Below are 19,326 nucleotides of genomic sequence, written 5' to 3' on the forward strand. Positions count from 1 at the left end.
ATCAGGACCGGCGCGGTGCGCCGCGCCGCCGCGCGGGAAGAGAAAAGACGGCGGGAAGAAAACAGACGCCTCGACCCCTCCCTGAAGGAAGGGGGTTGCGGCTAAATCTGCTCAATAAGGCGCCGCAACGAAAATGGGAACCCCGACGCAGGAGCCGCCGCAGGAGCCGCCTTTCTTGGATCGCCGTTATGTCTGACTGTTTTTCGCATATTGGCCATATCCTTCACTTTGAAGGAGACCTCTCATGCGGCTTGCGCTCTTCCACGGCACCAACCAGGCTTTCGACCGCTTTGATCCGGCGATGCTCGGCCTCAACACCTCCAACGCCGCGAGCCGGGCCGCCTTCTTCTTCGCCTCCGATTTCGAGGCGGCGCGCGACTACGCGCTCTTCGCCGCCCGGAACCTCGTCCCTGACCAGGACGCGCACGAGGCGCGCGTCGAGCGGCTCCTGCGGGACGCCGACCGGGCGATGCGGCGCGGCGACAACGACCGCTACGAGCGGCTCATCCTCGAGGCCGAGGCGCTCGAAACCCGGGCCATGCAGGCCGATCCCGCCGGCGCGCGGGTGCTCACCTGCACCGTCACCCTCGAGAACCCCGTCGAGTTCGACGGATCAGCCCGCGAGGTGGTCTGCGATCTCGGCGCGGTGCTCACGGCCGCGCGCGCCGCAGGGCATGACGGCGTCATCCTGCGCGGCATCCACGACACGCCGACCGGCCAGGGCCCGGCCTGCGACCATGTCGCGGTCTTCGATCCTGCGAGAATCGAAATCCTCGAGGTCCTGGAGATCGCCGAAGAGGCCGAGACCGAGCCGGCGATCTGAAGAATTTCTTTCCGGTTTCAGGTTTTCATCATATCTTTTCGCATACCGCCACATCCATGTATGGAGTACCCATGAGCACCGCCACGAACGCCCTTTTCTCGGTCCGCGTCCCGCGCAGCGCGGAGGATAGCGAGTATCTCGTCGTCGCCGCGAGCGCCGAGGCGGCCGCCGGCCTCTACGTCGCCGCGGTGATGGCCGACGGCGCCGAGGCGATCTCGGTCGAACCCGAGGAGATGGCCGAAGCCGGCGAGCTCTATGTCGACAAGATCGGCGAGGCGGCCGAGGGCGAGCCGCGCATCCTCGACTGGGGCAGTGTCGAGACCATCACGCGCCAGCTGAAGCCGATCGAGAAGGAAACCGTCTCGCTCGCGGGCTTCGAGGCCTGGGCCGCCTGGCTCGAGGACGAGGGCATCGAGCCCTGAACGGAGCAAGGCCGCCCGCCCGGCTCCTGAACCGGCCGGGCGGAGATCTCGACTTCCCTTGTGCAGGGCGATACAGACCCGGGACATCTCCGGAGCGGGCCCGGCACGATGGCGGTCAAGGGATACAAGCGGTGCGCCAGCAGGCCGGCCGCATGGAAAGGAACGAAGTCATGCAAGACGTTTTTACGCGATGGCCCCACGCCACACCGGCAGAAATCTACGCGATGTTTCCTCCGGAGGGCGCGACGCCCCGGCAGATCGTGGCCGGATCCGCCGTTATCGAGGTGATCGACGCCTTCAGCCGTTCGCATCGGACTGGAGGGTACCGTCCGGGAGAGGCCAGCCGCGGGTCCGTTTTCGGCTTGAACATGGAATGGCATAACGGGGATGCCATCCACGTGGATGGCCGGCGGATCTACAGGATGCCCACGCTGATCAAGGACATCCTGGCGGCGGCATACCCGAACCACTCCGAGAATCTTCTTCCGGACGACCCGCTTGTCGATCCCGAAGATCTTGCGCCCTATCATGGGCCGCTCCTGGCGCGAGCGATCTATCATCCGTTCCTGCGGGGGGCCATCGGCCTGACCTCGAGGGAGGATTGGGCCGTGCTTCAGTGGCACACGATGGAGCATGCGCTGGACAAGGCCGGGGCACCACACCCCTCGGTCGAAGCGAGTGCGCGGATCATGCAAGCGTTCGAGAGGCATCGGCCGGACTTGTCTGACCATATCGAGCATACCCGCAAATGGCTTGGTTCCGGTCCCAACAACTACTTCGATGTGGTGCTGCGGAAATTGATTCCGCATGTGGGGCAGGAGAACGGCGAGCTGTTCGTGATGGGGCTTATCGCCTTCACGGATGATATTCCGGAGGGCCAGAGCGGCCGGGGCAGCATGCAGACCCGCCTCCGCTTTCTCAACCACTTCCCGACCGCATGGATATTGTTCGAGCCCTACGCGCCTATCGGAGACGAGCTGACCGCACTGCGCCGGGCAATCGACACCCATCATGGCAACATGCTCGACGATCTGTCCGGCCTGGTCGGAAAGCACCTGTCGCGGCCGGCCGATTTCCGGAAGAACCCGATGGGATACATCGGAAAGGCGATCGAGCGCGGCATCGCCGCGGAGGCCAGGCAGCGCGCCGACGCGAAAGAGGAGCAGCGCCTCGAAGATGAGCGCGATCTCCATGCCTTGCGGACCTTTGGTGCGGAACGCTACTACGACATGATCGCGAGAGGCGAGGAGCTCCCGGATATCTTCGATGAGGACGGGTCGGCGGCGGCGCCGCGCGGCTCATCTTGAAAAGCGGGTGCCTGGCACCAGATTCAGCAAGCCGGCGACCTTGCAAGGCGCGCGAAACAACTGGAAGAAAACCCTCCCATCTGGTAGGAATTGGGCATGCAGATCCATGTGAACGCATATCCGCAGTTGCACAACCTGTGCTGGAACCGGCCCGACGACGCCGTCGTTGACGGTCCGGAAGCGCTCGGCCTCTACGAGCGCAACTGGCGGTTCGTCGAACAGGACAAGCTGGATCGCCGCGAGCAGAGGCTCCTCGACGTGCTTGTCGCGCGCTTCGGCAACGGCGTATTCATGCCGGCCTGACCCCGATGTTCGCGCCGGTCTCGTTCAGGCGTGATCATCACAACGCCATCCTGGAAGTTCTTCGATCCCTCGACGGGGAGTTTTTCGCCAGGTCGAAATGCTATTTCGGCGGCGGAACCGCGATCGTCCTCGAACTCGACGAATACCGCGAAAGCGTGGATGTCGACTTCCTGTGCGCGGACCGGGAGGGATACCGGGATCTTCGCTCCGCCCTGGCGGGCGCATCCGGCCTCGACCGGGTCCTGCGGCCCGGCGCGGATCTCGAGGTCTTGCGGGAGGTGCGCGCCGACCAGTACGGCATCCGCACCTTCATCAGGAGCCAGGGCGTCACGATCAAGTTCGAGATCCTGCGGGAAGCGAGGATCGGCCTCGACGGCGAGGTGGATCCTCGCTTCGGCGTTCCGGTGCTCAGCCGCGAACTGATGTTTGCCGAGAAGCTCCTGGCCAACTCGGACCGCTGGTATGCGCCCGAAGTCCTGAGCCGGGACATACTGGACCTGTCGGTGATGATCCTGCGGTGGGGCGACATTCCGGAAAGGGCCTGGATAATCGCCGAGGAGGCCTATGGCGTGAAGGCGCGGGAGGACTTCGCCTTGGCCGTCGGGAAGATCAGGAACCCGGACTGGATCGGGAAATGCGCCAAGGAGATGGCGATCGACCAGGGCCTGGTCGACGAGATCCTCGCCCTGCATGGCGGCCCGACGCCGCGACACCCCTCCCCGTTCGACTGACCCGGACCGCCGCGGCGAGATCTCGAGCCGCATTGCAAGCCGCCGGCGGCGCGAGCGCCCTCAGCGCCGCGCGGGCCAAGCATCAGATCTCGATCGGCAGGCGTCTATGTTTTCGGTATTTCCTGTATTCGGTCCAGAGGTATCTCGGGTCGACCCTGCTGCCTTCTTCGCGCGCATTTTCGATCACGAACCGATCGCGAAGTACGCGCGCCAGGCGCAGCGCCTGCGGAAGTTGGTCAACATAGACATCCGCGAGCCAGACATCGCTCCAATGTGGCACATACCCGTAGTCCTGTTCCGAGTGGGCGATCTCGATCCGCACTACGAAACCTGTCCAGCCCGCATCCAGAACCGCCCCTGGATATTTCAGGCGCCGGACATCATGGCCGAACTTCCTGGTTCTTCGCGTTGATCTCCGCTCGGCGAGGCTCTCGAAATGACGCCACGCCTGGAGATCATATTCGTAGAGGTTCAGCGTGGCCGGCAGCCAGTGGATCTCACCGAAACGCACCCCGAAACAGGCCATCTCATCGCGATCGGCCTGCGTAAGGATCGCGTTCCGCTCGGCCCTCCGCCGGGTGCGGGCCTCATCCTCGATCCTGTCCCGAAGTGCGCGGCATCTTTCGCGCACGACCTCGGCATCTCCGGGATAGCCGGCCAGTTCCAGGTTGTGTGCTGCCTTGGAAAGGTGATGAAGTGTCTCGTTGTCCTGCGACGTCATTCCGCGGTCTCCGCTTCGATCGCGACGAAGACCTGCGCGGGATATCCACCCTGACAACGTCACTCGCCTGGCGGCAGAATAGCCTCTTGCGATATCGATCACAATTAATTATTCGCATAATTCCACGCATCGCGGAAACGGGAAACCACCCCGTATTCCGCTGCCGGATCGCCGAACATCCGCCGCAATCCCGAGACACCGTCCCCTCGTTTCAGCCGTCCAGGAGTCAGACATGCCGAAGATCCCAAGCCCCGCCGTCCTCGCGGCAATCCTCGCCCTTTCCGCGACCCTCCCCAGGAGAACCTCGCGCGAGAAGACGGCTTTCCGTTCGCCGAGGTCGCGATAGAGATAGGCGATGCGGAACTCGTTCTCGACATCCGGGTTGCCGGCGCCACCCTCCCTGCCCCGGTTGAACGGGAGGAAGCGGGTGCGGCCGTTCTCGAGATGGGTCGTCATCGAGATGTTGTCCTGGTCGAGCGCGAAGTGGACCAGCGCCCCGCGCTTGAAGGTCAGGAGCGGTTCGCCGTTCGGCGACCGGTCCTTGCGATACTGCTTCTCCGCGGTCTGGTAGGTCGAGCCTGTGAGGGTATTCTTCAACTCCATCGTGGCGACCGGGATGCCGTTCACGAAGAGCACTAGGTCGAGGGCGTTCTCGCTACGAAGCGAATAGCGCACCTGCCGCATGACGGTCAGGACATTGCCGTCATAGGCGCGCTGGAGGTCGGGGTTGAGGCCTGAGGCGGGCCGGAAGCCGCAAAGCGAGATCTTGATGCCGGGGATGATCGTGATCCCCTGCCGCAGAACCTCGAGCGTACCGACCGCCTTCAGGCGGGCCTCCACCTGGCGCAGGAGCGTCTCGCGCTCCTTTCCGGGATACTGGTCACAAAGCCGCCGCCAGGCGTCCGGCTGGGTCGTGCGCACATATTCCTCGATCATCTCGGGATCGAGGGCGGTCTTGCGGTCGTAGGCCGACCAGGGGCGTTCGCGCCAACCTTGGCGCGCGACGAGCTGTTCGACGAGATGGATCTCGACCGCTTCCTCGGTGTGGAGCTTTTCGCGGGACAGGGCGGTACTGGTCATGGTCATTCCGTTTCGAGGAAGTGCTGATAGTGGAACTCGAGCGCGGATCGTGCCAACTGGTGATCGACGGGGGTTTTCCGAAGGTCTTCGTAGGGCGAACCGTCGAGTTTCCTGGATACCACGATCGAGGCGGTCGCCGGGTCGATGCTCAGCAGGAAAAGGTCGAACAAGGCGTGGACATCGCGGCGCAGAAGGAGGCTGTTCTCGGGACGCTCGAACTCGGGCTCGCCGGTATGCGGGATGACGTGGGCGGCCTCGAGGGCCTCGGCTACGTCCGTTTCAGTGAAGACGCATTGACCGCGGTGTCGCTCGAATGCCGCCTTACGGAACTCCGCCTGGCCGGGGCGCGGCTTGATCCAGGCCTGTTTGCGCTGAGCGATGGCAGTCTCGATCCCTTCACCGTTACGTCGCAGCGCGTCGGCAATGGGATCGGTTGCGGGAAACGATTGCAGGCCGCCCGCACCTGCGATCAGTTGCTCGATGACCGTGACATCGGCTTCGGAGAGGCCCCAGATGCGCTCCGGGCGGAAACGCTTGATCTCGGCGACGATCCGGGCGGTCGGTGCGCTGGCAACGGCTCGGTCGACCGAGGCCGGGTTCCTGAGCAGGGCGAGACCGGACACCAACAGGCGGTAGCGGTCGCTTTCCTCATCGACCGCGTCCACGGTGGCGACGGCGGTCAGGCCGCGGCCGCGGCTGTTGTCGCCGCTCTCGATGATCCAGAGGTAGACGCGATCGCCTGGCGCCGGAGCCGCGCCCTTGGTTCCATCGACCCGGGTGGAGGGAGCGCTTCTGACCCGCTTGGCGAAGAACACGCCGACGGCCCAGTCTTCTGGGGTCCGCGGCACGTTGATGCCGCCGGGGCATCGGGTGTCTCCGTTGATCCGCAGGAGGAAGTCGCTCACCCCTGAATTTCCTCTTCGATGCGGTCCAGCGTCGCCGAGGCGGTGCCGGCCTTGCCGTAGGTCTCTACGTCAATCTGACCGGTGACGGCGGAGGTGATCAGGGCAGCGCGGTATTCGCGAAGGCGGTCGATGGATGTATTTGTGGCTCGCGTGATCGGAGAAATCGATCCCGTGATCCGCTCCAGTTTGTCCATGCGTCGCGACTGTTCATCTCGTCTGATGAATGGAAAGCGGAAGTTCGCAATCTGGTCGCCGCTGATATGCGGTACACTTACCCCTGTAAGGATTGGCTCGAAGTAGGCGACGAATTTCTTACTCTCGATCATTGCCTTCAAGTACCGGCCGTCAATCGTTGTACGCGGCGAGATCTTGCAGACGCGCTGCAGCAGAAGACATGGGAGATCGTCTTCTGTGACTTGTGCCACCCGGATGCCGCCCGAAATCCAGGGACGATCCATGCCCATAACAATGTCGCCTGAAGCCAGCAAAAACCGCACGAAGCCGTCTGCATCCTGCTTCGGCCAGTAGACGGTATCGTCCCAGCGCACTTCATCGACCCCGACATTCGCGCCTCTAAGGAGCCGAATATCGTCAGGGTTTTCACTGAAGTTTGCGCTGCCAAAGGCGTAGCCGGGCAGGATGGAAATGTGATGCCCAAGCTTGGTAGATGGTCCGTCACCCCAAAGCATCTCTTCTCGCGCCGCACTACCGCGTTCCTTGAGAAGGCCAACCAACTGCTCCTTTTTCGCGATCAGATCATCAATGCGCGCGGTCTCGCGGTCTAGGAAAGCGGCGATCCGTTTCTGGGTGGGGAGGTCGGGAAGAGCCATCCGGCAATTCATCATGCGGTCAGTATCGAGGCTCTCAACAGTGGCGCCGAACTGTCTCCATTCGAGAAGAAGATCATTATTCTGGCCCTCGATCCAGTAGGCCAGAAATTCCGGGTCGAGCCCGGAGGTCGTTTGGAACGCCTTCATATCCTGATTGAGCGTTACTTCGGTTCGGGCGATAGCAATCGGGATCGTGTGACGAAGAATTCCAGACCGAGCGACGATTATGGGAGAGCCGGGTCCAACGAAGGAAGTCGCGCTCTGCGCTACAGCCTCACAAGTGATGTGGTCTTCAGTGTCCAGGATGTCGCGCACCTTCATATCCTTGGGGGATACCCAAGGCACGTCGCCACCAGCCCAGAACTCCTCCTTGTCCTTGGATGGCGTTCCCCCGCCCTGAAGTGTCGAGAGAAACTTCAGTTTGATGACGGACCACGCTGGATTTGCCGCAGCGAGGCGGCGCGCTTCAAGTTCGCTCACGCAACCACCTCTTTCAGCAGCCCGGCAATCTCTGCCTCGAGCATCTTCAACTCGGCATCGATCTCGGCCAGCGGCCGCGGCGGGGCATACTGGTAGAAATAGCGGTTGAAGTTGACCTCGTAGCCGACCCGGCCAACCTCTCTATCCTTGCCATCGATGTAGCCCGCATCGACCCATGCGTCGGAAACGAAGGGCGCGACCTCGCGGGCGAAATACTCCTGCCAGTCCTCCCTGAGCGGCACCAGTTCATGATCGCGCAGCTTCGGATCCGGCTCCGGATTGCCGTCCTTGTCGAGGCAGATCTCGGCCTCCTCGTCGCGCTCTCCGAAATGGTCGATGAGCGCCTTCAGCACCGTTTTCGGGACAGTGCCGCCCTTGCGGAGCCGGACGCCCTCCACAATGCTCCGCTCGAAGGCCGCGCGATCCGCGAACACTTCGCCATGCATGTCCGCGAAATGCTCTTCCAGGGCGTCGAAGAACCTGTCCGAAACATTCGACTTGATGACCTTCTGGGCCGCCTTCTCATCGTCCCAGAATTCCTTCGCCTTCTGCTCCGTGATCTCGAACCTCAGCCGCAGCGGCCGCTCCACCCGGATCTCGCGGTAGCCGCAGTCGGTCGTGTCGAAGATCTTCGACACGTCGCCATAACCCGCCTTGCCGTTCAGGTATTCGCCGTAGATCCGGACGATCTCGGCCCGGGCCGCGTCCGGGATCTCGCGGCGCTTGGAGCCGAGGGACTTGCGCATCGACTGCCAGAACCGCTCGCCGCTCGCGTCGATGAGCTGGACCTTGCCGAGGCGCTCCTCCGTCTTCCGGTTCGAAAGGATCCAGATGTAGGTCTGGATGCCGGTGTTGTAGAAGATGTCGGTGGGCAGGGCGATGATCGCCTCCACCCAGTCGTTTTCCATGAGCCAACGGCGGATCTCGCTCTCGCCGGAACCGGCGCCGCCGGTGAAGAGAGGCGAGCCGTTCATCACGATACCGATGCGTGTGCCGGTCTCATCCCAGCGCATCTTCGAAACCATGTGCTGGACGAAGAGAAGCTGGCCGTCCGAAATCCGCGGCGTGCCGGCGCCGAAGCGCCCATCCATGCCCAGCTCCTCGGCTTCCGCCTGGATCGGGGCCGCATATTTCTTCCAGTCCACACCGTAGGGCGGATTCGAGAGCATGTAGTGGAAGGTCTCGTTGCGGTGCGCATCCGCCGTGAGCGTGTTGCCGAACGCGATCCGCGATGCATCATGGCCCTTGACGAGCATGTCGGACTCGCAGATCGCGAAGGATTCCGGGTTGAGCTCCTGCCCGAAGAGGTCGACCGAGAGCCCGGGATTGAGCGCGGTCATCGCCTCCTCCGCCGTCGAGAGCATCCCGCCCGTGCCGCAGGCCGGGTCGTAGATCCGGCGAATGATCCCCTTTCCGGAAAGAGCCTCCTGATCGTTCGCGATCAGGAGGTCCACGATGAGCCGGACGACCTCGCGCGGCGTGAAATGCTCCCCCGCGGTCTCGTTCGAGACCTCCGAGAAGCGCCGGATCAGCTCCTCGAAGAGATAGCCCATCTCAAGGTTCGAGACGGCGTCCGGATGCAGGTCGATCTGGCAGAAACGGTCGAAGACGGCCCAGAGGGTGCCGGCGTTGTCGAGCTTCTTCAGGATCTCGGTGAACTCGAACTTCTCGATGAAGATATCACGGACGTTGGCGCTGAAGCCGGAGATGAAGTCGATCAGGTTCGCCCGGAGCTGGCCCGCATCCTGGGCGCGGAGCGTCTCGAAGGTGAAACGGCTTGCGTTGTAAATCTGGCCGCCAGCGCCCGCGACCGAGGTCAGGACCATCGCCCGGGCCTCTTCATCGGTCTCCTCGGGGAGCGATGCCGCCATCTCGAGCACCGCCTCCTTCGTGCTGTCCAGAAGGCAGTCGAGGCGTCGAAGGATCGTGAACGGCAGGACGATCTTGCCGTATTCCGACTGCTTGAAATCGCCGCGGAGAAGGTCAGCGATCGACCAGATGAACGAAGCGTTGTTGTTGATCGTGTCCTTGCTCAAAATGCACCGTCCCCTGGCGTGTTCTTCAATCTTCGGCCGATCCGGCAGCCTTGCCTTCGAGGTGCTCCCTGAGCAACCTGAACGCGAGTCGAAACCCGTCGACCTGACTCATGCGATGCTTGACGCAAAGCTCCTTGAAAGACCACCGCTCCTCCTCGGTTATCTTCAGGTTCAGGTTGGCGGTCTTCTCGCCCTTCTCCGGCATGACACCTCTCCCTTGACAATATGGCTTTCTTTCTTCCATTATGCAATTCGTTAAAGCAAGCAAAATGTGGATTGCGGCAGCCCTCCCTCGCACCTCGAGCCGCCTTGGTGAAAGGTGCGAAAAATATTGTGCATCCGTCCTTGAACTTCGTTCCGGCGCATCCCAGATCGGCGTTCGTGCCGACCACGAGCACGTCATTGAAACATTCCCGCACTCGAAGCGGGCCGGCATCTCGCCCCATGCGCAATCGCGTTGACGGGTTCTGGTGGATGCCGCGGCAATGATGCTCGGAGGTGCTGGCCAGATGAATCCATTCTTCCGCTTCCCCTGCCAGAACCCGCGCACCGGCATCCAGATATCCGCGACCAGCCCCCGCCTTCTCGGCGGGCTCTGGTCGCGCTGATCCGTCCCCCGCACTTCCCGCAGTTGGTATCGGCACGCACCGGCCCGCCTGGTTTCGCTCGAAATCAGGAGCACGGACATGTCAAACGTCCATCATCTTCCCGGCGAAGACCGGCAGAGGTCCCAGTTCAAATCCAAGAAGACCCGCAAGGAAAAAGCGACGGATGCGGACATCGCCCGCGCCCTGCGCGCCGCTCTCGCGCATGGTCTGACGGTCTATGCCTATACCATCGAAGGCAACCGCGTCAGCGTCCAGACGAAACCTGACCAGCCGGCCGCGAAAGGCGCCTCGGCGGAGGTCGATGCCTGGTTTGCCGCCAATGGTTAAGGTCAGCCTCAAGGGCATCCACAGGGTTCGCAAGCGCCTCGCAGACGGGCGCATGGCCGAGTACCACTACGCCTGGCGTGGTGGTCCTCGGATCTGGGACAGGACCTCTCCGTTCCGCGTCGGCTCGATCGACTACCTGGAAGTCTACCAGCGCGCGACCACGGCGCGGCAGGACGTCAAGGGCACGTTCCGGGAGATCATCGAGGCGTTTCTCAGCTCCCGCGAGTTCGCAGAGCTCTCGGAGCGGACACGGCAGGACCACAAGAAAAACATCGCCCAGAATGACGGGATCGAGGCCAGATTCGGCAGCGCGCCGATCGCGGTCTTCGAGTCCCCGAAGATCCGCAACATGGCCATCAACTGGCGCGACACCTTCTCACCCGGGACCGGCGACAACCTGATGGCCACGCTGCAGCGGATCGTGTCCTTCGCCTACCAGCGCGGGCTTCTGGGCGAGCACCGGCTCCTGAAGATCCACCGACGCGCGAAGTCGAACCGGGCTGACATCGTATGGAGCCAGGCCGAAATCGACGCCTTCGTGAAAGGCACCCCGAGCTACGTCGGCAACATCCTTATCGCCGCGGTTGAAACGGGGCTTCGGCCTGGAGATCTGCAGATCTTCGGGCACCGCAATATCGAGACGACCCCGGGTGGGCACCAGCGAATCCTGCTTCGGACGAAGAAGAGCAACAAGAAGAAGTTCGCCTCGGTACCGGTGACGCCGGCGCTTGCAAAACTGATCGCGCGGCTTCCGAAAGACCAGGACACCTTCATCGTGAACAGCGAGGGGCGGCCCTTCGCGAACTCGAACAGCCTTGGCAAGCTGATCTCGGACTGGCGGGACGAACTCGGGTTGCGCAAGGAGCTTCACCTCTACGACGCGCGCGGGACCGCGGTGACGCGGCTCGTTCGTGCCGGCTGCACGATCGGGGAACTGGCTGCCCACATGGGATGGAGCTTCCAGCACGCCGCTCAGATGCTCGACCGCTACGCGAAGCTCGATCCGGAGATGTCGGACGGCATTCTGGAAAAGGTCAGTCGACGCGAGGCGGGACGTTAAGTGAGGAAGGTCATCCCAAGGGAAGGCGGGCCGTGTGATTGCCTCTCAGATCAAACATCGAGGTGTTCCTCTTACCCTCTGATTTCCGGTTTTTTTGTTGAGCGGCGACCGCAAGGGAACCATATCATCAACACAGACTTTTCGGATGGCAGGATGAGCAGCAATAACGCCAGGAAACCCGCACACAACGTGACTCTGCCAGTCCCGATCCCGTTTTCCGGAAGTGACTACGGCTCCTTCGCAGATCTTTATCGGAGCGTCTCGCCGCCTCCGGCCGTGCCGGAAGTGACACTGCAAGGTCGGATAAAGCGCGGCCTACAGAAACATGGCGCGTACTCGGATGACTGGCTCGCCGAAGCGATCCACACGACCGCGCGTGACTTCAGGGCGAAGTATAGCCCCCGTCGCACGTGGGTCATAATCAACGGCGCCAGGCGGGATCTGCGGGAGGTCTATGATGCCCTGCAGGATAAACCACTCCCCTATGCCGGAGCCTTCCACCAGCGGCTCGCAGCGCGTCGCCGCCTGGGCCGGGATATCACGATGGAAATCGTCCGGGATGCGGCGCGTTTGCCCGAAAAGGAGTGGATGACCCACTATGGTGGCGGACGACGGAAACCTGAAGGCTTCCTTTACGACGGCGACGCCTATCCCGGGGCGAATGGCCAGTACAGCTCGATTACGTCCTTCCTCCAGCGCATCGATCGATATGGTGATCGGCGCAGTATCCATACGCGCCTAAAGAATGGATGGGACATCGACGACGCGCTAACCCGGCCGCCGATCGAGCGCGATAAGGATTACGGAGTGGTCTACCTGATCACACAAGAATCGACGGGAATGTCCTACGTTGGGATCAGCTTCTGCGGCGCGAAGTCGAGGTTGAAGCAGCATTGCCGCTCCGCCTTTGAGCAAGGTGGCTCGACGCCGCTCTATCTGGCGATGCGCGCGACCGGGATCGACGACTTCCAAATGGAAATCATCGAGGAAGGTGTCATGTCCGAGGAGGAGCTGGCCGCCAAGGAGCGTCGTTGGATTGCGAGCCTGGACACGATCTATCCGAAAGGCCTGAATGCCAATGGCGGCGGCAGCACGGGGCGCGTCGAGGGAAAGCAGGTGACAGTCGACGGTGTCGTCTACCAGTCAATAGAAGCCGCGGCGCGACGAATTGCCAAGAAACGCGGATTAAATGTCCATGTCGTTCGGTCGGCGATCACGGAGGGGCGGCCGATTCCGGAGAACCCTCGCACTCACAGTGACCACCCTCTTGCCGGCACGATCTTGTTTCGGAAGTGGCTTGGGATGCTGAAACGCAGCACGAATAGCAGCTCGGCGCTGGTCGTCTATGAATGGCGGGACTTCGACGTTTGGTACCAGGACACGAATGCGGCGGGAAAAGAAAAGCTGAACCTCATCCGACCTGACCGGAGCGAGCCCTGGGGACCCCGTAACTTCGCATGGGGCAGCGACAAGGAGCTGATCGAGGCAGTCCATGGCCGGGAGTTTCGTGCTTTCGGCCGGATCTGGCCCAGCAAGCAAGCGGCGTGCGAGGAGTATGGGATCGGGAAAGGAACCCTTTGGTTCAGATTGAAACGCGGCATGACGCCCGAGGAGGCGCTCACGGAGCCAATCAGCAAGACATCTCGCGCCGGGAAATCCTTTGAATTTGAAGGGGTGAGTTATCGCAGCCGGCACGAAGCAGCCAAGTTGCTCTCCGTCGCGCATGACATCACCTACCATCAAGCGAAAGATCGCCTTACCAGGGGCATACCGACGAAACGTTGGAGCCAGATCGGGCAGAAAGGGCCGCAACCCTGACGGTGAGCACTACGCAAGCCGCGAGCCCCCTGAGTTCTTGTGTCAGGCCGCGGTCGGAGCGCCTTCGAGGCTGATCCGCGCGTTGATCCGCTGTGCGGCCGGCGCCGCGGCGAACCAGCCCCGCGCCGCCTCCAGGGCATCCTTCACCTTTCCCGGTTGATGCTCGAGATAAGGCGGCATCTCGGCGGCCCTGTAGAGCCCGCCCAGCGACGGTGGCGGCATGTCCCGCTTCTGCAAGGCCTGGCGGGTCACATGAAGCCGCGCAGCCACGTCCGCGAGGCTGACGAGGTCCGGCTTCACCTCGCGCAGGACGGAGCCCTCCGGCAGGGCGGGCATGACCGCGTCCACCGCCGCCATGATCACCGTCTCGGCATCGCCCCCCGACCGGGTGAACGACAGGCCGACCATGCCCGGCGCACCGAGACCCACGGCGGCATCGTCGCAGCCCGCTTCGAAGAGCGCATCGAGAATGGCCCCCTCGTCCGCGCCCGCCGCCGGCAGCGCGAAGACCAGGTCGAACTCGAATTCCATCTCAGCCGTCATTGCACTCACCTTTGATCACGCAGCCCTCAGCCTTCCGCAGGAGCTCCCGCGCATGGTTCTGCGGGTTGCGGGGCGTGCTCCAGACCGACATGCGGCAGAACACCCCGGAACGGCACGCGTCCCGCGCATTCGCGGGGCACAGGACGAACCCCCAGCTATGGGCGCTGCCGCCTTTGGCCTTTTGGACGCTCCACCCCATCTTCTCGAGCACGACCAAGACCGCCTCGATCTCCTTGTCAGGGTGTTTCGGTCTCGACAATAGATAGCTCCATACTTGCCAGTTGTCAATTGACAACCCATTACCACAAAGCTCCTAGATCGGCTGGAGCTTCGTTCCTTTCACCTGGATTTCGAACATCGAGCCGCCGCCGACGAGGTCGACCTGCTTCTCGATGTTGCCCCACATCACCATGAGGCGCTCCATCTTCTTCAGAAGCGGTGCCTTCTGGAGGCCGGGCGCGAAGATGAAGGCGATGAGCTTCGAGGCGCGGAAGACGCGCTGCTCGGCCTTGTTTTTCGCGATGCGCCTATCGGCGGACAGGATGACCCAGCCGCCCTCGCGGTTCAGCTCCGTGATCCATTCGATATCGGTCACCCTGGGGCCAAATCGCTCCCGCAGATGGACGACCTGATGCTCGCCCACGAAAAGGGCCGCGAGGGCCCTGGCCATGGCCGGCGGGAGGTTCTCGTCGACCATCACCTTCAAGCGGCGGCGAGCTCCTCGTGGAAGCGGACCGCATCCCGGACGACGGCGGGATCCACCTCGTAGAGCGCCGCCGCCCGCGCCGCGGATCCCTCGGCCCTCGCCGCCTCGAAGAGAACGATGGTCGGCACCCCGAAGGCGGTGGCGATCGGCTGGCCGAAGGCGCGTGCCGGATCGACGACGATCGTCTCCTTGCCACGGTAGGGCCGCCAGCGGGCGACCATGTCATCCTCAAGGTCGAGGTCCCGGAAGGTCTGCTCGACCACGTCGCGGAAGACATACTGGGTCTTGCGGAGATCCAGGAGCTTCGGGTCCTCGCTGTGGCCGAGGCTCTCGAGGAAGATGGTCTTGCCGTCGGTCCGGAACCGGCCCGTCGAGAACGGCCGGTCGGAGCCGATGCAGTCGCGCGCGACGTCGAGGCAGTTCCGGATCGCCTTCAGGCCGAGCCCGATCTCCGTGAAGGCGCGGACGAAGCGGAGTTCGATCAGGTCGCGAAAGCTGATCTCGACCTCGCCGTCGATCTCGGGAAGGTCCGGCCGCCAGAGCGGCTCGACATGGCGGCGCTCGCCCTCGCGGGAATAGTCATAGCCCTCCATCCACCGCCGGATGGTCCGGGGCGGGGCCTTCAGGAGCTGCGCCGCATCGGTGATCGTGTAGAGCCCGACGCCGACGAACTCGCGAGGATCGGGTTGCGAGGTCATGAGCAAGTTCTAACCGGTCGCGCCGACAAAGCAACCGGGACGATGCACGATACACCTAGCTTGCGCGAGGGTGTTGCTCCCCGTCGCGGATCTGGGGGAGAGTTGCTACACTTGCACGAGATTCTTCGCATGGACGCAGGGGACATCCAATTGTGGCGAGAGCGACTGGAGGCGTACCTCGGCGGCCCGCGCCTCGCGCGGCGCGAGCGGGCCTTGAAGCGCGATCCCGCCGATTATTTCCTGGACACGCGGAACATTGCCCGGATCCCGGAATGTGACATCGCCTGGTTGTTCAGGACGTTGGAACTCGGTGTGCTGCAGGAACTGCCTGACGGCGACTTCCTGACTCCAAGGAGAGGCGCAAAGGAAAGCCTCTACTGGCACGGCAGTTCCTCGCAGAGACCAACGCCGGTCAGTGTTCCGATCGAAGTCGTCATCTCGCTCGGCGCCATCGGACGCCTGATCGACGAGTTTGGCTGGCCGCCGGACTGCCTCGGCTCTCAGAACGGCAAGTGGGGCTTCGACGTGACCGGTTATGCTCAAGGCAGCGACCGGATTCTCCTCCAGTGCGAGGTCAAGACGAGACCTGGTGAGATCGACAGGATGTGTGCCTATGTCGTCGCGAGGCTCCACGGCCTCGATACGACCGGCCTCGCTACCGCCAGCCAGCGGGCCAACTGGGACAAGAAGATCGATGAGCTTCTTGCCAAACCGCCCAAGGTCCTCTGGGCCCTCGGTCCTGGCGGCTACGGTCGGGTTTACCGCGTGACCGAAAGCCAGGCCGGAGATCTCCGCCTCCTGCCGGGCCAGACTGCTGATCTCGGCTATCCCGCTAATCCTTGAACGCCTTCGCGAAGTAATCCGTGAAGGGCTTGGTCAGGTAGGAGAGCGGCGTCCGGTCCTCGGTCCTGATGAAGGTCTCGACCGGCATGCCCGGCACGAGGGCCTGGCCGCCCAGCCGGTCGAGCTCGCCCTCGTCGGGCAGGATCTCGGCCCGGTAGAAACTGAAGCCCGTGCGCTCGTCGGTGAAGGCGTCGGCCGAGAGGTTCACGACATGGCCCGCGAGTTCCGGGGTCTGGCGCTGGTTGAAGGCCGGAAAGCGCAGCGTCGCCGCCTGGCCGGCATGGACCTGGTCGATATGGAGAGCGTCGACGCGCGCGGCGACGAGCAGCGGGGCGTCCTGCGGCACCACGTACATCATCGGTGCCGCCGCCTGGATCACCGACTTCAGCGCGAAGACCTGGCTGCCGTAAACCGTGCCTGCGACCGGCGCCCGGACCTCGAGCCGCGAAAGCCGCTCCTTCAGCGAGAGGCGGCGCTCGGCGAGCTCGATCTCCCGGAACTGCAGGTCGCGAAGCTCGGCCGACGCCTCCTCGCGATGCGCCGCGCCGAGCCGCAGGGTCTCGATGGAGATCCCCGCGATCCCGCCGCCGATGCGCGCGATCTCCGCCTCGAGCCGCCCGATGTCGCCGGTGAGCCGCGCCTCCTCGCGCTGGGTCGCCTTCACCCGGCTCGCCTGGGTCAGGCCGCGGTCGAACAGCGACTGCTGATCGGCAAGCTCCTCGCCGACGAGCACGAGCTGGCGCCGCAGCGCGGTGAGCTGGGCCTCGGTTCCGGCGATCTGGCTCCGCGCTTGCGCGGCCTGCTCTCCAAGTCCCTCGACCTGCTTGTCCAGCGTCTCGCGGCGGGCAAGGAAGAGCTGCCGCTGGTCCGCGACAAGAGCCGCGACCGCGACCTCGTCTCCGATCGCGGCGGCGAGATCGGCGGGAACGGCGAGATCCGCGGCGCCGTCGCGCTCCGCCTTGAGCCGCGCCTTGCGGGCGAGGAGTTCGAAGAGCTGACCCTCGACGATGGCGAGCTCCGAGGCAAGGAGGGTGCCGTCGAAGCGCAGGAGCGTCTGGCCCGCGGCGACATGGTCGCCGTCGCGGGCGAGGATCTCGCCGACGACGCCGCCCTCGGGATGCTGCACCACCTGGCGGTTCGAGGTGACCTCGATCACGCCCGAGGAGACGACCGCGCCGGCGAGCCGGGTCTGGGTGCTCCAGAGCCCGAGCCCGCCGACGAGAAGCGCGAGCGCGGCGAGGCCGGCGACGGCCGGCAGGGTCGCGCGCAGCGCCGGGCGAAGGGGGGCGGAGGTGGAAATCCCGGTCATGCGCCGACCTTTCCGATGTTCCGATTGATCGCCTCGGCATTCTGCACCATCGAGCGCAGCACCTCGTCGCGCGGGCCGAGCTTCGCCACCATGCCGTTCTCGATCACCATGAGCGCGTCGCATTCCGAGATCGCCATCGGCCGGTGGGTCATGATGATCACCGCCTTGCCGCGCGCCTTGCCGTCGCGCACCGCGAGGTTGAGCGCCTCGGTCCCCTCGGCATCGAGCGCCGAGTTGGGCTCGTCGAGGATGATCAGGGCCGGATCGTCGTAGAAGGCCCGCGCCAGCGCGATGCGCTGCCGCTGGCCGCCAGAGAGCTGGCAGTCGCCGCCCTCGATGACGGTGTCGTAGCCCTTGGGCAGCGTCAGCGCGAGATCATGCGCGCGGGCCTTTTGGGCCGCCGCGATGACCATTGCCGGGTCGGCATCGACCGCCATCCGGGCGATGTTCTCGGCCACGGTGCCGGCAAAGAGCGTCACCTCCTGCGGCAGGTAGCCGACATGGGTGCCGAGATCGGCCGGGTCGTACTGGTCGAGCGCCGCCCCGCCGAGCCGGATCTCGCCGGCGGCGGGCGGCCAGATCCCCAAGAGCGCCCGCGCCAGCGTCGATTTGCCGGAGCCGCTCTTGCCGATCACCCCGAGCGCCTGGCCGGGCTCGAGCCGGAAGCTGACATTGCGGAGCGTCGGCGCCCTGGCGCCCGGGGGCACGACCGTCAGGCCCTGGACCGCGAGCACCGCCTCGGGGGCCGGCAGCGGCATGCGCCCCGGTTCGGGCGGGATCTCGGCGAGGAACCGGCCGAGCGACAGCCAGGCGGCGCGGGCGCGCTGCACCAGGGGCCACTGGCCGATCGCCTGCTCGATCGGAGCGAGTGCCCGGCCGAGCAGGATCGTGCCCGCGATCATCGCGCCGCCGGTCACCTCGCCCTTCAGCACATAAAAGGCGCCGACCGCGAGCATGGCCGATTGCAGGAAGAGCCGGAGCGCCTTCGTCAGCGCCGAGAAGCTGCCGGTCCAGTCGCTCGCGGCGATGCTCTCGTCGAGCGCCGCGTCGCGCTGCCGGGTCCAGCGCGCCGTCATTGCCGGGGCCATGCCCTGGGCGCGGACGATCTCGCCGGCCTGGCGCGCGCTTTCGGCAAACTTCTGGGCCCGGGCGGCGGAGGCCTGGGCGCCGGTCACCTTCCGCGCGGTCAGCGCCTGGTTGGCGAGCGTGACGGCGATCAGGAGGGCACCGCCTGCCACCGCGAGCCAGCCGAGCATCGGGTGCAGGACGAAGATCGCCGCGAGAAAGAGCGGCGTCCAGGGCAGGTCCATGAGCGCGAGGAGTACCGGCGAGGCGGTAAGCGCCTGCACCGCCTCGAGGTCGCGGGGCGCGGAGGCCGGCTGCGACCGGGCCACGGGATGGAGCGCCTGCCGCAGCGTCGCCTCGAAGACGCGGGCATCGAGGGCGGCCTGCAGCCGCGCGCCGAACCGGGCCATCAGCCGGCCGCGGGCGAAGTCGAGAAGCGCCATCAGCGCGTAGAGAAAGCCCACGAGGAGGAAGAGCGCGACCAGCGTCTCCTCCGAGCGCGAGCCGAGCACCCGGTCGTAGACCTGGAGCATGAAGAGCGGCCCCGTCAGCATCAGCACGTTCGCGAAGACGCTGAAGAGGAACGACAAGGATACGAGTGGCAGACCGCGGTTGCGGGCCGCCCGGAGCTCGTGCGGGGCGCTTGGCGCCGGCGTGGCTGGTTTCAAGGGACTATCCGGTCTCGAAAGCGATTGTCGAAGGCTGCGCGCG

At 64.4% G+C, this 19,326-nt stretch carries 21 protein-coding genes; 9 read left to right on the plus strand and 12 right to left on the minus strand.

The annotated features are described in order from the left end of the window. Positions 1-244: 244 nt before the first annotated feature. The 5 genes from OM960_RS21920 to OM960_RS21940 all read left to right on the plus strand — a co-directional run bounded on the left by OM960_RS21920 (position 245) and on the right by OM960_RS21940 (position 3,586). Positions 245-823 (plus strand): hypothetical protein, encoded by a 579-nt coding sequence (locus OM960_RS21920; RefSeq protein ID WP_264773449.1) that lies wholly within the window; start codon positions 245-247, stop codon positions 821-823. 71 nt (positions 824-894) lie between these two features. Beyond that, entirely contained in the window at positions 895-1,245 is a 351-nt protein-coding gene (locus OM960_RS21925) for a hypothetical protein (RefSeq protein ID WP_264773450.1), read from the plus strand. Between the two features lie 131 nt (positions 1,246-1,376). Beyond that, positions 1,377-2,552 carry a hypothetical protein gene (locus OM960_RS21930; protein ID WP_264773451.1) on the plus strand — a complete coding sequence of 392 codons (1,176 nt, stop codon included), beginning with the start codon at positions 1,377-1,379 and terminating at the stop codon, positions 2,550-2,552. Positions 2,553-2,648: 96 nt separating this feature from the next. Further along, a complete protein-coding gene (locus tag OM960_RS21935; RefSeq protein WP_264773452.1) occupies positions 2,649-2,855 on the plus strand; it encodes a hypothetical protein in 207 nt (68 codons plus the stop codon). Between the two features lie 5 nt (positions 2,856-2,860). Further along, positions 2,861-3,586, plus strand: a complete 726-nt coding sequence (locus tag OM960_RS21940) for a nucleotidyl transferase AbiEii/AbiGii toxin family protein (RefSeq protein WP_264773454.1) — start codon at positions 2,861-2,863, stop codon at positions 3,584-3,586. Between the two features lie 82 nt (positions 3,587-3,668). Here the strand turns inward: OM960_RS21940 and OM960_RS21945 are convergent, their stop codons facing one another. From OM960_RS21945 to OM960_RS21970, 6 genes are all read right to left on the minus strand, one after another. Further along, positions 3,669-4,307, minus strand: a complete 639-nt coding sequence (locus tag OM960_RS21945; protein WP_264773455.1) for a hypothetical protein — start codon at positions 4,305-4,307, stop codon at positions 3,669-3,671. A gap of 108 nt (positions 4,308-4,415) precedes the next feature. After that, positions 4,416-5,393, minus strand: a complete 978-nt coding sequence (locus OM960_RS21950) for a type I restriction endonuclease (protein WP_264773456.1) — start codon at positions 5,391-5,393, stop codon at positions 4,416-4,418. Continuing rightward, on the minus strand, positions 5,390-6,292 hold the full coding sequence (locus tag OM960_RS21955) for an HNH endonuclease (RefSeq protein WP_264773457.1): 903 nt from the start codon (positions 6,290-6,292) through the stop codon (positions 5,390-5,392). Before OM960_RS21955 ends, OM960_RS21950 begins: the two co-directional genes overlap by 4 nt. Next, positions 6,289-7,602, minus strand: a complete 1,314-nt coding sequence (locus OM960_RS21960; RefSeq protein ID WP_264773458.1) for a restriction endonuclease subunit S — start codon at positions 7,600-7,602, stop codon at positions 6,289-6,291. Before OM960_RS21960 ends, OM960_RS21955 begins: the two co-directional genes overlap by 4 nt. Beyond that, the gene (locus tag OM960_RS21965) at positions 7,599-9,638 is read right to left on the minus strand and encodes a type I restriction-modification system subunit M (RefSeq protein ID WP_264773459.1); all 2,040 of its coding nucleotides are present in this window, start codon (positions 9,636-9,638) and stop codon (positions 7,599-7,601) included. Before OM960_RS21965 ends, OM960_RS21960 begins: the two co-directional genes overlap by 4 nt. A gap of 25 nt (positions 9,639-9,663) precedes the next feature. Continuing rightward, entirely contained in the window at positions 9,664-9,843 is a 180-nt protein-coding gene (locus tag OM960_RS21970) for a hypothetical protein (RefSeq protein WP_264773460.1), read from the minus strand. 481 nt (positions 9,844-10,324) lie between these two features. Here OM960_RS21970 and OM960_RS21975 point away from each other — a divergent pair, with 481 nt between their 5' ends. The 3 genes from OM960_RS21975 to OM960_RS21985 all read left to right on the plus strand — a co-directional run bounded on the left by OM960_RS21975 (position 10,325) and on the right by OM960_RS21985 (position 13,451). Next, positions 10,325-10,573, plus strand: coding sequence for a hypothetical protein (locus OM960_RS21975; RefSeq protein WP_264773461.1), 249 nt, complete (start codon positions 10,325-10,327; stop codon positions 10,571-10,573). Continuing rightward, positions 10,566-11,633 (plus strand): tyrosine-type recombinase/integrase, encoded by a 1,068-nt coding sequence (locus tag OM960_RS21980; protein ID WP_264773462.1) that lies wholly within the window; start codon positions 10,566-10,568, stop codon positions 11,631-11,633. The genes OM960_RS21975 and OM960_RS21980 overlap by 8 nt, the downstream gene beginning before the upstream one ends. Positions 11,634-11,786: 153 nt before the next feature. Continuing rightward, positions 11,787-13,451: a GIY-YIG nuclease family protein gene (locus OM960_RS21985; protein ID WP_264773463.1), complete on the plus strand. Its 1,665-nt coding sequence runs from the start codon at positions 11,787-11,789 to the stop codon at positions 13,449-13,451. A gap of 42 nt (positions 13,452-13,493) precedes the next feature. Here OM960_RS21985 and OM960_RS21990 read toward each other — a convergent pair whose 3' ends face one another. Genes OM960_RS21990 through OM960_RS22005 form a run of 4 tightly spaced genes read right to left on the minus strand, consistent with a single transcriptional unit; the run spans position 13,494 to position 15,398 of the window. After that, positions 13,494-13,994: a hypothetical protein gene (locus tag OM960_RS21990; protein ID WP_264773464.1), complete on the minus strand. Its 501-nt coding sequence runs from the start codon at positions 13,992-13,994 to the stop codon at positions 13,494-13,496. After that, on the minus strand, positions 13,984-14,253 hold the full coding sequence (locus OM960_RS21995) for a hypothetical protein (protein ID WP_264773465.1): 270 nt from the start codon (positions 14,251-14,253) through the stop codon (positions 13,984-13,986). The genes OM960_RS21990 and OM960_RS21995 overlap by 11 nt, the downstream gene beginning before the upstream one ends. A 54-nt stretch (positions 14,254-14,307) precedes the next feature. Further along, positions 14,308-14,691 (minus strand): PIN-like domain-containing protein, encoded by a 384-nt coding sequence (locus tag OM960_RS22000; RefSeq protein WP_264773480.1) that lies wholly within the window; start codon positions 14,689-14,691, stop codon positions 14,308-14,310. A gap of 5 nt (positions 14,692-14,696) precedes the next feature. Next, the gene (locus tag OM960_RS22005) at positions 14,697-15,398 is read right to left on the minus strand and encodes a helix-turn-helix domain-containing protein (RefSeq protein ID WP_264773466.1); all 702 of its coding nucleotides are present in this window, start codon (positions 15,396-15,398) and stop codon (positions 14,697-14,699) included. A gap of 129 nt (positions 15,399-15,527) precedes the next feature. Between OM960_RS22005 and OM960_RS22010 the strand changes: the two genes are divergently transcribed. Continuing rightward, the gene (locus OM960_RS22010; RefSeq protein WP_264773467.1) at positions 15,528-16,241 is read left to right on the plus strand and encodes a hypothetical protein; all 714 of its coding nucleotides are present in this window, start codon (positions 15,528-15,530) and stop codon (positions 16,239-16,241) included. Here the strand turns inward: OM960_RS22010 and OM960_RS22015 are convergent. After that, positions 16,231-17,550 (minus strand): HlyD family type I secretion periplasmic adaptor subunit, encoded by a 1,320-nt coding sequence (locus tag OM960_RS22015; RefSeq protein WP_264773468.1) that lies wholly within the window; start codon positions 17,548-17,550, stop codon positions 16,231-16,233. The genes OM960_RS22010 and OM960_RS22015 overlap by 11 nt on opposite strands. Next, a complete protein-coding gene (locus OM960_RS22020) occupies positions 17,547-19,283 on the minus strand; it encodes a type I secretion system permease/ATPase (RefSeq protein WP_264773469.1) in 1,737 nt (578 codons plus the stop codon). The genes OM960_RS22015 and OM960_RS22020 overlap by 4 nt, the downstream gene beginning before the upstream one ends. Between the last annotated feature and the right edge of the window lie 43 nt (positions 19,284-19,326).

This window comes from Defluviimonas salinarum (assembly GCF_026013545.1).
Classification (GTDB): domain Bacteria; phylum Pseudomonadota; class Alphaproteobacteria; order Rhodobacterales; family Rhodobacteraceae; genus Albidovulum; species Albidovulum salinarum.

Excerpts from the sequence above, each read along its gene's own strand:
- OM960_RS21920 (WP_264773449.1), top strand. The coding sequence starts at position 245 with ATGCGGCTTGCGCTCTTCCACGGCACCAACCAGGCTTTCGACCGCTTT.
- OM960_RS21925 (WP_264773450.1), top strand. The coding sequence starts at position 895 with ATGAGCACCGCCACGAACGCCCTTTTCTCGGTCCGCGTCCCGCGCAGC.
- OM960_RS21935 (WP_264773452.1), top strand. The coding sequence starts at position 2,649 with ATGCAGATCCATGTGAACGCATATCCGCAGTTGCACAACCTGTGCTGG.
- OM960_RS21940 (WP_264773454.1), top strand. The coding sequence starts at position 2,861 with ATGTTCGCGCCGGTCTCGTTCAGGCGTGATCATCACAACGCCATCCTG.
- OM960_RS21945 (WP_264773455.1), bottom strand. The coding sequence starts at position 4,307 with ATGACGTCGCAGGACAACGAGACACTTCATCACCTTTCCAAGGCAGCA.
- OM960_RS21950 (WP_264773456.1), bottom strand. The coding sequence starts at position 5,393 with ATGACCATGACCAGTACCGCCCTGTCCCGCGAAAAGCTCCACACCGAG.
- OM960_RS21970 (WP_264773460.1), bottom strand. The coding sequence starts at position 9,843 with ATGCCGGAGAAGGGCGAGAAGACCGCCAACCTGAACCTGAAGATAACC.
- OM960_RS21975 (WP_264773461.1), top strand. The coding sequence starts at position 10,325 with ATGTCAAACGTCCATCATCTTCCCGGCGAAGACCGGCAGAGGTCCCAG.
- OM960_RS21980 (WP_264773462.1), top strand. The coding sequence starts at position 10,566 with ATGGTTAAGGTCAGCCTCAAGGGCATCCACAGGGTTCGCAAGCGCCTC.
- OM960_RS21985 (WP_264773463.1), top strand. The coding sequence starts at position 11,787 with ATGAGCAGCAATAACGCCAGGAAACCCGCACACAACGTGACTCTGCCA.
- OM960_RS21990 (WP_264773464.1), bottom strand. The coding sequence starts at position 13,994 with ATGACGGCTGAGATGGAATTCGAGTTCGACCTGGTCTTCGCGCTGCCG.
- OM960_RS22000 (WP_264773480.1), bottom strand. The coding sequence starts at position 14,691 with ATGGTCGACGAGAACCTCCCGCCGGCCATGGCCAGGGCCCTCGCGGCC.
- OM960_RS22005 (WP_264773466.1), bottom strand. The coding sequence starts at position 15,398 with ATGACCTCGCAACCCGATCCTCGCGAGTTCGTCGGCGTCGGGCTCTAC.
- OM960_RS22010 (WP_264773467.1), top strand. The coding sequence starts at position 15,528 with ATGGACGCAGGGGACATCCAATTGTGGCGAGAGCGACTGGAGGCGTAC.
- OM960_RS22015 (WP_264773468.1), bottom strand. The coding sequence starts at position 17,550 with ATGACCGGGATTTCCACCTCCGCCCCCCTTCGCCCGGCGCTGCGCGCG.